This is a genomic window from Thalassobaculum fulvum (assembly GCF_014652915.1).
GTDB lineage: Bacteria > Pseudomonadota > Alphaproteobacteria > Thalassobaculales > Thalassobaculaceae > Thalassobaculum_A > Thalassobaculum_A fulvum.
On record NZ_BMZS01000008.1, the window covers coordinates 184,710 to 197,507 of the forward strand.

General features: G+C 72.3%; 10 protein-coding genes. 8 read left to right on the top strand and 2 right to left on the bottom strand.

From position 1 onward, the window contains the following. The first annotated feature begins 35 nt into the window (after positions 1-35). The 8 genes from ptsP (at position 36) to IE246_RS28250 (ending at position 10,833) form a co-directional block, all read left to right on the top strand. Positions 36-2,291: a phosphoenolpyruvate--protein phosphotransferase gene (gene ptsP / locus IE246_RS17370; RefSeq protein ID WP_189991951.1), complete on the top strand. Its 2,256-nt coding sequence runs from the start codon at positions 36-38 to the stop codon at positions 2,289-2,291. Between the two features lie 139 nt (positions 2,292-2,430). Next, on the top strand, positions 2,431-3,921 hold the full coding sequence (locus IE246_RS17375; RefSeq protein WP_189991954.1) for a helix-turn-helix domain-containing protein: 1,491 nt from the start codon (positions 2,431-2,433) through the stop codon (positions 3,919-3,921). A gap of 118 nt (positions 3,922-4,039) precedes the next feature. Then, positions 4,040-5,179 (top strand): flavodoxin-dependent (E)-4-hydroxy-3-methylbut-2-enyl-diphosphate synthase, encoded by a 1,140-nt coding sequence (gene ispG / locus IE246_RS17380; RefSeq protein ID WP_189991956.1) that lies wholly within the window; start codon positions 4,040-4,042, stop codon positions 5,177-5,179. Between the two features lie 18 nt (positions 5,180-5,197). Further along, positions 5,198-6,442 carry a histidine--tRNA ligase gene (gene hisS / locus IE246_RS17385; protein ID WP_189991958.1) on the top strand — a complete coding sequence of 415 codons (1,245 nt, stop codon included), beginning with the start codon at positions 5,198-5,200 and terminating at the stop codon, positions 6,440-6,442. 9 nt (positions 6,443-6,451) lie between these two features. Beyond that, positions 6,452-7,717, top strand: coding sequence for a glutamyl-tRNA reductase (hemA, locus tag IE246_RS17390; protein WP_189991960.1), 1,266 nt, complete (start codon positions 6,452-6,454; stop codon positions 7,715-7,717). Continuing rightward, a complete protein-coding gene (prfA, locus tag IE246_RS17395; protein WP_189991962.1) occupies positions 7,714-8,784 on the top strand; it encodes a peptide chain release factor 1 in 1,071 nt (356 codons plus the stop codon). Before hemA ends, prfA begins: the two co-directional genes overlap by 4 nt. Further along, the gene (gene prmC, locus IE246_RS17400) at positions 8,781-9,710 is read left to right on the top strand and encodes a peptide chain release factor N(5)-glutamine methyltransferase (RefSeq protein ID WP_189991964.1); all 930 of its coding nucleotides are present in this window, start codon (positions 8,781-8,783) and stop codon (positions 9,708-9,710) included. The genes prfA and prmC overlap by 4 nt, the downstream gene beginning before the upstream one ends. Before the next feature lie 184 nt (positions 9,711-9,894). Next, positions 9,895-10,833, top strand: coding sequence for a DUF4167 domain-containing protein (locus tag IE246_RS28250; RefSeq protein WP_189991966.1), 939 nt, complete (start codon positions 9,895-9,897; stop codon positions 10,831-10,833). A 19-nt stretch (positions 10,834-10,852) separates the two neighbouring features. Here the strand turns inward: IE246_RS28250 and IE246_RS17410 are convergent, their stop codons facing one another. Both IE246_RS17410 and IE246_RS17415 read right to left on the bottom strand, forming a co-directional pair. Beyond that, the gene (locus IE246_RS17410; RefSeq protein ID WP_189991968.1) at positions 10,853-11,536 is read right to left on the bottom strand and encodes a helix-turn-helix transcriptional regulator; all 684 of its coding nucleotides are present in this window, start codon (positions 11,534-11,536) and stop codon (positions 10,853-10,855) included. A 251-nt stretch (positions 11,537-11,787) separates the two neighbouring features. Continuing rightward, positions 11,788-12,633: an MOSC domain-containing protein gene (locus IE246_RS17415; protein ID WP_229837349.1), complete on the bottom strand. Its 846-nt coding sequence runs from the start codon at positions 12,631-12,633 to the stop codon at positions 11,788-11,790. Positions 12,634-12,798: the final 165 nt, after the last annotated feature.

Genomic DNA, 12,798 nt, shown 5'->3' on the forward strand with positions numbered 1-12,798 from the left:
CCCGGGGTGTCGGCCGGGGCGGTGGCCCCCGGGAGATGCTGCGCCTCCTGCGCGACGTGATGGCCGGCGGCGGCACGCCGCAGGAGCGCCTGGACAGCATCGTCAAGACGATCGCTGGCGCGATGGGGGCGGAGGTCTGCTCGATCTACGTGCGCCGGGCCGGTAACGTCCTGGAGCTGTGCGCCACCGAGGGCCTGAATCCCGAGGCGCTGTACCGGACCCGCATGAAGTTCGGCGAGGGCCTGGTCGGCCATATCGCCGATACCGGCCGGCCGGTGGCGCTGGCCGAGGCCCAGACCCATCCGAAGTTCGCCTACTTCCCGGAGACCGGCGAGGAGATCTACCACTCGCTGATGGGCGTGCCGATCCGCCGGTCCGAGCGGGTGCACGGCGTCCTGGTGATCCAGCACACCGCCGCCCGCCAGTACACCGAGGAAGAGGTCGAGTCGGTCGAGACCCTCGCCATGGTGCTGGCCGAGATGATCTCCGGCGGCGAGATCCCGGGCTCGGCGGCGAACCGCGGCGACGGCACCCCGGTGCGGATCGGCGGCACGCGGATCAACGGCGGCCTGGCGATCGGCCGGGCCCGCCTGCACCGGCCGCGGATCGTCATCCACCGGGTGGTGGCGGAGGACCCCGAGGACGAGCGTCGGCGGCTCGACGCCGCGCTGTCGGCGATGCACGACTCCCTGGACCGGCTGCTGGACTCCGACGCGATGGCGGCGGCCGGCGAGCATCGCGAGGTGCTGGAGACCTACCGGATCATCGCCAGCGACGCCGGCTGGATCGGCCGGATCCGCGAGGCGATCGTCGGCGGGCTGACCGCCGAGGCGGCGATCCAGCGGGTGCGCGACGACACCCGGGCGCGCATGGCCGGCGTGACCGACCCGTACATCCGCGAGCGTCTGGCCGACTTCGAGGACGTCGCGCTGCGCCTGATGCAGCACCTGTCGCCGGACAGCACGCCGGACGACGAGGCGGAGCCGGAAGGCGACTGGATTCTGATCGCCCGCTCGCTCGGGCCGGCCGAGATCCTCGACTACGACCAGAGCCGGCTGCGCGGCCTGGCGCTCGAGGAGGGCTCGGCGACCGCGCATGTGGCGATCGTCGCCCGGGCGCTCGACATCCCGGTGGTCGGCCGGCTGCCCAACCTGCTGGGCGAGGTCGAGCCCGGCGACCCGCTGATCGTCGACGGCGACCACGCCCAGGTGTTCGTGCGGCCCGGCGAGGACGCCCGCGCGTCGTTCCGGGCCGGCATGGCGGTCCGGGCCGAGCAGCGGGCCCGCTACGCCGCGCTGCGCGATCGCCCGGCGGTCAGCATCGACGGGGTGCGGGTCTCGCTGCTGATGAACGCCGGCCTGCTGGTCGACGTCGCGCAGATGGCCGCCGCCGGCGCCGAGGGGGTCGGCCTGTACCGGACCGAGATCCCGTTCCTGGTGCGCCGCGAGTACCCGGACGTCGAGGCCCAGACCCTGCTGTACCGCCGCGTCCTGGTGGCGGCCGAAGGGCGGCCGGTCACGTTCCGCACGCTCGACGCCGGCGGCGACAAGCGGCTGCCGTCGTTCGAGCACGAGCCCGAGGAGAACCCGGCGCTCGGCTGGCGGGCGCTGCGCATCGGGCTCGACCGCCCGTCGTTGCTGCGCCAGCAGATGCGCGCGCTGATCCGGGCCGCTGAGGGCCGGCCACTGCGCGTCATGGTCCCGATGGTGACCACGGTCGAGGAGTTCCGGGCGGCACGCTCGCTGCTCGACCTGGAACTGCAGCGCGCCCGCGACCGTGGCGTCGCCGAGCCGGCGGACGTCGCGGTCGGCGCCATGGTCGAGGTCCCGGCCCTGGTGCTGGCGATCGAGGCACTCGCCCGGGAGGCGGATTTCCTGTCGGTCGGCAGCAACGACCTGCACCAGTTCCTGTACGCCGCCGATCGCGGTGGCGAGCGCGTGGCCAACCGCTACGACACCCTCGACCCGGTGTTCCTGCGGGTCCTGCAGCGCATCGCGCAGGCCGGGGAGGCCGCCGGCATTCCGGTCACGGTGTGCGGCGAGATGGCGGGGCGGCCCCTCGAGGCGCTGGTGCTCGCCGCCCTCGGCTATCGGGCCCTGTCGATGTCGCCGATTTCGATCGGCGCTGTAAAGGAATCGATTTTGGCAGCAAATATCAGCGAGTTGAGGGATTATGTTAATTATTTGACTAAATTGTCGAGTTCCAGCGTGCGGAATCGCCTACAGAACTATGTGTCCGAACGCTTGCGCGACCGGTCTGACGATCATCCGCCGATCACGCCGGACGATTGAACCCCGATCGCCAGTCTCGGCAATAGATTATTGATATCGCAATAGTTTCAGAGTAGCTTAGCCCCATGTAACAGCAGATGCCGCGGGCAGGAGCGGGTTCCGCGGTGTTTTGGCGGTCCGCAAGTCGGCCCGAGGGAGCATGGCACTGAAGTCTGATCGGTCGCGCCTCCGGCTCAAGGACATCGAATCGGTCCAGCCGTTCGAGACCGTGCGGCGAGCCGGCCTGTCGGCGACGACTCCCGAGCCACCGGCCAACGAGGAGCGGGGCATGAGCTCACAACCGCTACCAGTCGGCGAGGAGCTCCGGCGCGCCCGCGAGGATGCGGGCCTCGACTTGGCGGACGTCGCCGCGCATCTCCGCATTCGAAGCAACTTCCTGTCCGCCCTCGAAGAGGGCCGCCCGGACGCCCTGCCCGGCATCACCTACGCGATCGGCTATGTCCGCACCTATGCGGCGTTCCTCGGCCTGGAGCCGGATGCGGCGGTGCGCCGCTTCAAGGAGGAGGCCGCCGGGCTCAACTCGAAGACCCAGCTTGTATTCCCGTCACCGGCTCCGGAGGGCCGCGTCCCCGGCCTGGTCCTGATGCTGGTCGCGGTGATGCTGGCCGGCGGTGCCTACGGCGGCTGGTACTGGCTGTCGGAGCGCGACGGCAGCCTGCGCGACCTGGTTCCGGCCGTGCCGGAACGCCTGGCCCAGCTGATCGGGGGCGAAGCACCGTCGCTGCCGCCCGCAGCGCCGGCGACCGCGACCGCAGGTTCGTACGCCGACGCCAACCCGACGGGCGTCACGGTGCCGCGCCCCGCCGCGCCGGCACCCTCGGCCCCCCCGCAGCCGGCCGCGGCCGTGTCGACGGCAGAGCCCGCGGCGCCGGCGAAGACCGCCGCGCGCGGGCCCGCCGCAGAGGCCCCGGCGGCCGGCACCGCCGCCTCCAAGGCGGGCGGCATCGCCGCGACGGCTCCCGCACCGCCGACCGCCGCCGCCCCGCCGGCGGCACCCGCGTCGTCGCCGACCGTCGCAGCATCCGACGCCGCCACTCGGCCGGCCCGGACCGCAGCCGAAGACACCCCCGACGTGACCGCACCGCCGGAACCGGCCGGGGCCGCCGAGACGACGGTAACCCATACGGCGGCAGCGGAGCCGGCGGCAACGGAGCCGGCGGCAACCCCGACGGCGGCAACCCCGACGGCGGCAGCCCGGTCGGCCACGGCCGAACCGGCCCCGGACACCGCGGCCGCCGGCGGCACCGCGCCGCGGAGCGCCGCCGACGAGGTACCCGCCGCCCCGCGGATCGCCACGCTGATCGGCTCCTCGGAAGCCGCGGTTCCGCCCGGGCGGACCACCGCCGGGCCGATCGACCGGGTGCTGGTCAAGGCGACCGGCGACAGCTGGGTCCAGGTGCGCGACGCCCAGGGAACCGCCCTGTTCACCCGGGTGCTGCGCGAGGGCGACGTCTATCGCGTGCCCGACCAGCCCGGCCTGCGGCTGGCGACCGGCAACGCCGGTGCCCTGCAGATCCTGGTCGACGGCAACCCGGTGCCGAGCCTGGGTGGCTACGGCGAGGTGGTCCGCAACGTCCTGCTCGATCCGGCACGACTGGCCGCCGGCACGGCAACCGGCGCTTCCCGCTGACCCGGACCCCGGACGGCCGGCCGCGGCTTCCGCCGGTCCGCCGGTTTCGCTATAACCCCCACGACATCGTCCGGCCGGCCCGAGCCGGCCGCGACGTCCGACCCCTGCGAGGCTCCCGATGAGCGTGCGCCCGTATCGAGACATCCAGCGTCGCGCGTCCCGCCAGATCCATGTCGGCCGCGTGCCGGTCGGCGGCGATGCGCCGATCACGGTCCAGACCATGACCAACACGCCGACCGCCGACGTGGCGGCGACGGTCGCGCAGATCCGGCGCGCCGAGGCGGCCGGTGCCGACATCGTCCGGGTGTCGTGCCCGGACGAGGCCTCCTCGGCGGCCCTCAGGCACATCGTGCCGCAGGTCTCGGTGCCGATCGTGGCCGACATCCACTTCCACTACCGGCGCGCCATCGAGGCGGCCGAGAACGGTGCCGCCTGCCTGCGCATCAATCCCGGCAACATCGGCTCGGCCGAGCGGGTGCGCGAGGTGGTCAAGGCGGCCAAGGACCACGGCTGCTCGATGCGGATCGGCGTCAACGCCGGCAGCCTGGAGAAGCACCTGCTGGAGAAGTACGGCGAGCCCTGCCCCGAAGCAATGGTGGAGAGCGCGCTGGACCACGCGAGGATCCTCGAGGACAACGACTTCTTCGAGTTCAAGATCAGCGTGAAGGCGTCCGACGTGTTCCTGGCGGTCGCCGCCTACCAGGGCCTGGCCGACGCCTGCGACTACCCGCTGCACCTCGGCATCACCGAGGCCGGCGCCCAGCGGGTCGGCACCGTCAAGTCGTCGATCGGCATGGGCATGCTGCTGTGGAGCGGGATCGGCGACACCATCCGGGTGTCGCTGTCGGCGCCGCCGGAGGAGGAGGTCAAGGTCGGCTTCGACATCCTGAAGTCGCTGAACCTGCGGCACCGCGGCGTCAACGTGATCTCCTGCCCGTCCTGCGCCCGCCAGCAGTTCGACGTGATCGAGACGGTCAAGGTGCTGGAGGACCGGCTGGCCCACATCACCACGCCGATGACCGTGTCGGTGATCGGCTGCGTGGTGAACGGCCCCGGCGAGGCGCGCGAGACCGACATCGGCATCACCGGCGGTGGCAACGGCACCCACATGGTGTACATCGCCGGCCAGCCGCACCACCGGCTGAAGCAGGCCGACGTGGTCGACCACATGGTCGAACTGATCGAGCAGAAGGCGGCCGAGCTCGAGGCCGAGAAGACCGCATCCAAGAACGGGGCCGCCACGGCAGCGGCCGAGTAACCAACGGGAGTCCCTGAGTTGTCCAAGCTGCAGCCGGTCCGCGGTACCCACGACCTCCTGCCCGAGGATGCGCGGCGCCATCGCCATATCGTGGACACCGGGCTCCGGGTTTCCCAGCGCTACGGCTTCGGCGAGATCGAGACGCCGATCTTCGAGTTCACCGACGTGTTCAAGCGCACGCTCGGCGAGGCCTCGGACGTGGTCTCGAAGGAGATGTACACCTTCACCGACCGCGGCGGCGAGGAGCTGACCCTGCGGCCGGAGGGCACCGCCAGCGTATGCCGGGCCCTGATCACCGGCGGCCTGACCCAGAACCTGCCGGCAAAGTTCTACTACCAGGGCCCGATGTTCCGCTACGAGCGGCCGCAGAAGGGCCGGATGCGGCAGTTCCACCAGATCGGCATCGAGCTGCTGGGTGCGGCCGAACCGCAGGCCGACATCGAGGTGATCGCCTGCGGCGCCGACATCCTCGACGCCATCGGCGTGCTGTCGCGCACCACGCTCGAGCTGAACACCCTGGGCGACACCGACAGTCGCAAGGCCTACCGCGCCGCCCTGGTCGAGTATTTCGGCGACCACCGCGACGCGCTGTCCGAGGACAGCCGCCGCCGGCTCGAACTCAACCCGCTGCGTATCCTCGACAGCAAGGACGAGGGCGACCGCCGGCTGGTCGAACACGCGCCGTCGTTCGACGACTACCTGAACGACTACTCCAGGGACTTCTTCGCGGCGGTCACCGCCGGGCTGGACGCGCTCGGCGTCGGCTACCACCGCAACACCCGGCTGGTGCGCGGCCTCGACTACTACTGCCACACCACCTTCGAGTTCGTGACCGACGCGCTCGGCGCCCAGGGCACGGTGATGGCCGGCGGCCGCTACGACGGCCTTGTCGAGACCATGGGCGGACCGGCGATCCCCGGCGTCGGCTGGGCGGCCGGGATCGAGCGGCTGGCGCTGCTGGTCGAGGGCGTGGCCGACCCGGCCCGGCCGGTCGCCATCGTGCCGGTCGGCGCCGGCTCCGAGATCGAGGCGCTGAAGCTGGCCCACCGGCTGCGCCGGGCCGGCCATGCCGTCGAGCACGGCTATTCCGGCAACGTCGGCAAGCGCCTGAAGCGGGCCAGCAAGGTCGGCGCGCGGGTGGCGCTGATCCTCGGCGAGGACGAGCTGGCGCGCGGCGCCGTGCAGCTCCGCGACCTGGATGCCGGGACGCAGGACGAGGCCGCTCTCGACCGGATCGAGGAGAGCCTCGCGCGGTTCCGATAGCGGGGCGCCGTGACGGCCAGCGCCCCAGCGATCTCGGTGATCGGCGTCAACCACCGGACCTGTCCCGACAGCCTGCGGGAGCGGCTGTACGTCGACGACTCCGAAGTCGCGGCGGTGATCGGCACGCTCAGGATCCGCGGCGTACGCGAGGCCATGGTGCTGTCCACCTGCGACCGGGTCGAGGTCACCGCGGTGTTCCAGGACGGGCCGATGGCGCCGATGACGGTCGCCACCGCGCTCGGCGCCCCGGTCGGGCTGCGCGGCGAGGAGCTGGTTCCCTACCTGTACCGGCACGACGGCGGCGAAGCGGTCCGGCACGTGTTCCGGGTCGCCAGCGCCCTCGACAGCCAGGTGGTCGGCGAGCCGCAGGTGCTGGGCCAGGTCAAGGCGGCGCAGCGGCTGTCGCAGGATCTCGGGGCCTGGGGCCCGTCCCTCGACCGGGTCCTGCAGGCGGCCTATGCGGTGGCCAAGCGGGTGCGGACCGAGACCCGCATCGGCGAGGGCGCGGTGTCGCTGGCGACGGCGGCGGTCGCCCGGGTCCAGGACCTGCACGGCGACCTGTCCTCCCGGAGCTGCCTGGTGATCGGCGGCGACGAGCTGAGTGTGATGATCGCCCGCCAGCTGCGCGAAGCCGGCCTGCACGACCTCACCGTGCTCGACCGGTTCCGGCGCCGGGCGGCCGTCACCGCGGCCGAACTGGAGGCCCATCACGGCCCGCTCGACGACCTGGCCGACGCCCTCGACCGGGCCGACGTGGTGATCGCCGGCCTGGGCTCGGGCCGCTACCTGATCACCGCCGAGACCATGGAGACGGTACTGCGCCGGCGCCGGCGGCGGCCGGTGTTCCTGCTCGACGTGGCCGTACCGGGCGACGTCGAGCCGGCGGTGCACAGGCTCGACGAGGCGTATGTCTACGACATCGGCGACCTGGAACGGGTAACCCGCGAAGGCCGGGCCGGCCGGGAGGCCGAGGCGGCCAAGGCCGAGGCCCTGGTCGAGGAGGCGCTTGCCGCCTTCGACCAGGAGCTTGCGGTCCGCGACGCCGGTCCCGATATCGCCCGTCTGCGCGCCCATCTCGAGGCCCAGATCCGGGAAGGCGCCGGCACCGGGGCGGACGCCGACGCCCTGGCCCGGCGGATCGCCGGCCGGGTGCTGCACGCGCCGAGCGAGACGATGCGGCGGTGGGCGGCCGCCGGCCGCCTGGACGACGAGACCCGCGGGTTGATCGCCGAGCTGTTCGGCCTCGACCCGGCGGGCAGAGGAGACGGACCGTGAGCCTCGACGAGAAGCTCGACCGCGTGCTGACGCGGGCGAAGGAACTGGAAGCCCGGCTGGCCAGCCAGGAGGGCTTCAGCGCCGACGAGTTCATGCGGCTGTCGAAGGAGTTCGCCGAGCTGTCGCCGGTGGTCGAGTCGGTGGAGGAACTTCGCCGGACCCGGTCGGAGCTGGCCGATGCCCGGGCCCTCGCCGAGGAATCCGACGCCGAGATGCGGGCGCTGGCCGAGGAGGAGGCGCACGCCATCGAGGAGCGGCTGCCGGCGCTCGAGCGCGCGGTGATGCTGCAGCTGCTGCCGCGCGACGAGGCCGACTCGCGCAACGCCATCCTCGAGGTGCGGGCCGGCACCGGCGGCGACGAGGCCGCCCTGTTCGCCGCCGAGCTGTTCGCGATGTACCAGCGCTACGCCCAGCTGCACGGCTGGCGTTTCGAGGTGATGGAGGTCTCGGAGAACGAGATCGGCGGCTACAAGGAGGCGATCGCCACGATCAGCGGCAACGCGGTGTTCGCCCGCATGAAGTTCGAATCCGGGGTCCATCGGGTCCAGCGTGTGCCGGTGACCGAGTCCCAGGGCCGCATCCACACCTCGGCAGCCACCGTCGCCGTGCTGCCGGAGGCCGAGGAGGTCGACATCGCGATCAGCGAGAACGACCTGCGGATCGACGTCTACCGGTCGAGCGGCGCCGGCGGCCAGCACGTCAACACCACCGACAGCGCGGTGCGCATCACCCACCTGCCGACCGGCGTGGTGGTCAGCCAGCAGGACGAGAAGTCGCAGCACAAGAACCGGGCCAAGGCGATGAAGATCCTGCGCGCCCGGCTGTTCGACCTGGAACGCGGCCGGCGCGACGCCGAGCGCGCCGCCGACCGCAAGAGCCAGGTCGGCTCCGGCGACCGCTCGGAGCGCATCCGCACCTACAACTTCCCGCAGGGCCGGGTCACCGACCACCGCATCAACCTGACGCTCTACAAGATCGAGAAGGTGATGACCGGCGAGGCCCTCGACGAGATCGTCGACGCCCTGATCGCCGAGGACGAGGCCGAGCGCCTGGCGACCATCACGTGACCCCGTCCCCCACCCCCGCGGTCGCCGACATCCTGCGCGACGCCGCCCGGCGGCTGGCCGCCGCCGGCATCGACACCGCCCGGCTGGACGCCCGGCTGCTGCTGGGGGAGGCACTCGGCCGCGAGGTCTGGCCGCACGAATCGGGACCGGTCGGCAGCGACGGGCGCGCGCGCTTCGAGGCCCTGCTGGCCCGCCGCCTGGCGCGCGAGCCGGTGTCGCGCATCCTGGGCCGGCGGGCGTTCTGGACCCTCGACCTCGGGGTCGGACCGGACACCCTCGACCCGCGCCCCGACTCCGAGACCCTGATCGAAGCGGCGGTCGAGGCGTTCGCCGGGCGGCCCGGCCCGCGCCGCATCCTCGACCTCGGCACCGGTACCGGCTGCCTGCTGCTGGCCGCCCTGTCGGAGTTTGCCGACGCCGCCGGCATCGGCGTCGACCGGCTGCCGGGCGCGGTCGAGACGGCGCGCGAGAACGCCCGCCGCACCGGGCTGGCGGATCGGGCGCGGTTCCTGGCCGCCGACTGGAACGCGCTGGATGCCGACCGGCTCGACTGGGGCCCAGCGCCGCCGGGACGCGCCGACCTCGTGCTGTCGAACCCGCCCTATATCGAGGACGAGACGGTCGAACGGCTGGAGCCGGAGGTCGCGTTGTTCGACCCGCGCGGCGCCTTGGCGGCCGGCCCCGACGGGCTCGACGCCTATCGGGAACTGTTCCGGATATTGCCGCACCTGATCGATCCGCAAGGAATCGTGGTTCTTGAATTGGGCGAACACCAACGCCAAATAGTTTCGGACCTTGCAGCCGGCGCAAATTTCACCGTGCGAAACGTTCGCCGCGACTTGGGTGGTGTCGAACGGGCGTTAGTTCTCAAATGGAACGACACTGTTGATGACTGCCTGAACACGAACGATTTTTGCTTGGAATAGGGTGGAATCCGGTCTACTGTTGACACGTACCGCAGGCCATAGGGGCCCGGTACCGCCACTCACTCGATTGAACCATGAAAGCGCGTTCTGCCTGCTCTTGTGCGGGCCGTGACGTGTCATGGGGAACGAGTGACCGAACGGACGAGGGGTCCGTTCACCGAAAAAACGGGACTCGCGACAAGGAATGAGACAAGGCCCACACCAGAAGCGTGGACGCGGTCGCGGCAATCGCCGATCGAGCACGCCGAACCGTAACCAGACCTTCGACAGCAACGGGCCCGACGTCCGGATCCGCGGCAACGCCAGTCAGGTGTACGAGAAGTACTTGAACCTGGCGCGCGATGCGACGGCGTCCGGCGACCGGGTGCTGGCCGAGAGCTACTACCAGCACGCCGAGCATTACTACCGGATCCTGGCGGCGTTCCAGGAGAGCCAGGGTGGCGAGAACCGGGGTCAGCCGTTCCAGGGTGCCGCGCGCGAGTGGGACCAGGACGACGACGACCGCGAGTCCGGCGACGAGCGTGGCGACGGCGGCGATCAGGGTGGCCGTGGCGATCAGGGTGGCCGGGGCGACCAGGCCAGTCGTGGCGACCAGGGCGGCCGCGGCGACCGGCAGCGCGCCGACGGCGAGCGCGGCGGCGACTGGAGCCGGGGCGACCGCTTCGGCCGTGACCGGGATCGTGGTGACCGGGGCGATCGCGGCGAGCGCCGCCCGATGCGGGCCGAGGGTGATGCCGAGCCCCGCAGCGAGCGGGCTTCGGCGCCGCAGGTCGAGCCGACCGCCACCGCCGAACGCGCGTCCGGGACCGTCGAGTCGGCTCCGGCCGAAGCGCCGGCCGCTCCGCGGTCGGAAGGCAACGACGCCGACGGGATCCGCCGCACCCTGCGGCTGACCTCCTCGCGTACGGCCCGCAACGCCGCTCCGGCGCCGGAAGCCGCCGAGGCGGCTCCCGAGGCGACGGCACCGGAAGCCGAGCCGGCCCCGGCCGTCGAGGCCACGGCCGAGCCGGAGCGCAAGCCCCGGCGTCGGCGGGCCAGCCCGAAGACCGAGTCGGCGGGCAAGTCCGAGGGTTTCGTGTCCGCCCCGGCGATCGACGACGACGGCGCCGTCGCCGCCAGCTGACCCCGGCGACGGGCGACCGTCACTCGGCCCAGCGGTCCAGAAAATCGGCGAGCGTCCGGCCGGGTTCCGGCCGGAACCGCTCGCCGGTCGACTGGGTGGCCGCGATCCGGTCGAGCCGGAACGAGCGGAAGTCCCCGCGCAGTTCGCACCAGGCCGCCAACAGCCACTTCGGTCCGTAGAACAGCAGCCCGAGCGGGCGAACCCGCCGCTCGGTGCGCTGCCCCTCTTCGTCCTCGTACAGGATCTGCAGGACCTGCCGGTCCCGGATCGCCCGTCGGTACGGGCCGGTGTCGACCCGATAGCGGTCGTCCGGTTGCTGGCGCGGCGGGGCGAACAGCGCCAGATCGGCGATCCGCCGGTCCAGCTCCTCGGGAACGGCTGCCCGGACCCGGTCGACCGCCCGGCCGGCTGCCGCGGCCATCGCCGGGTCGGTCCAGGTCTGGACGATGCGGAGCCCGAACACCAGCGCCTCGATCTCGTCGGCGTCGAACATCAGCGGCGGCATGTGAAAGCCGGGCCGCAGCAGGTAGCCGACCCCGGCCGAGCCCTCGACCGGCACCCCGCTGGCCATCAGGTCGGCCATGTCGCGATAGATGGTCCGCGGCGAAACCTCCAGCAGCTCCGCGAGCTCGGCCGCACGGGTCGCCCGCCGTCGCCGGCGCAGCTCGTCGACGATCCGGAACAGGCGGTCGGCACGGCGCATGCCGCAGTCTACCCCGGTCTGTTGTCAGGACGCTGTCAGGAAGTGGTCGCGACCGACGGCGCTGCTGACACCGCGGTGTCGGGAGAGTCGGCGCAGGGTCGCCGCATGGGACCTTGCTACGACACCGACCGGATGATCGCGCTCGGGCTGGATCCGCGGGTCCGCCGGCAACCGGCGCGGTGGCCGCCCCGGGGTACCGGCCTCCTCGGGCGACTGCGGCGGTTCTGGCTGCGGCTCGGCCGCCGCGCGGTTCAGCCGAGGACCGTGACCGAATCGCCGACCGAGACCCGCCCGCCGAGCGTCACGCACGCGTAGACACCGCAGTCGGCGTGGCCGAACCCGCGCAGCAGGTCGCGCGGCACCGTCAGGTCGCGCTGCCCGGTGGCCGGGTCGACGTTGGTCGCGGCACAGCGGCCGATCCGTTCCACGACCTCGACTTCTGCCGCGCCGATCCGCAGGCGCCGGCCGACCCAGCCGAACTCGGTCCAGGGCGCCGCGCCTTCCAGCAGGATGTTGCCGCGGAACCGTCCGGGGTCGACCGGCTGGCCGACGACACGCTCCAGATCGGCGACCGACGCCCGGTTGATCAGCGAGAGGAACGGCGCATCGGCGTCGCTGAACGCCTGCTCGCCGCGATCCACCAGCCGCGGCGCGCCGCGCAGCTCGGCCTTCATGTAGGCCGCGAAGAACTGCTCGATCACGGTTCGGCCGGTCTGCGTCGACAGCACGCCGCGCGCCACCGTCCGTCCCCCGCGCTTCAGGGCCAGCGCGGTGGTCTCGGGGTCGTACTCGACCGCCAGCGCCGCCAGGCGCGGGTTGCTCATGAGCTGCAGGAAGTGCGCCTTGGCCAGCCATTTCGGGGCGGCCGGGTCGATCGGCGCCGTACCGTGGGCGACCGCGAACCGGCGGTCGTGCGGGATCGTGCACCCGGCCCGCAGCTCGACCGCGTCCAGCGACTGGGCCGACAGCCCCTTGACCGGGTAACGCTGCAGTGCGGCGACGGTGATGCTCATGGCTCGAAAGAACGCCCGCGCCCGGACGATGTCAACGTTGCGCCGCGGGGTCGGCAAGGTGTCGCAGGCGCTTGTGTTGCACATGCGCAACACCCATATGCCGCCATGACGGAGGGCGGGGCCATGTCGGACCGCTCCGGGTCGGCAGGGAGGGGCCTTTGGGGGTCCCGGACCCTGGGACGACCCGGTATCCTTCGTCGCACGCCGGACGATCGCCTGAACGGGGTCGGCCGGCGGTACTGGCGAAAC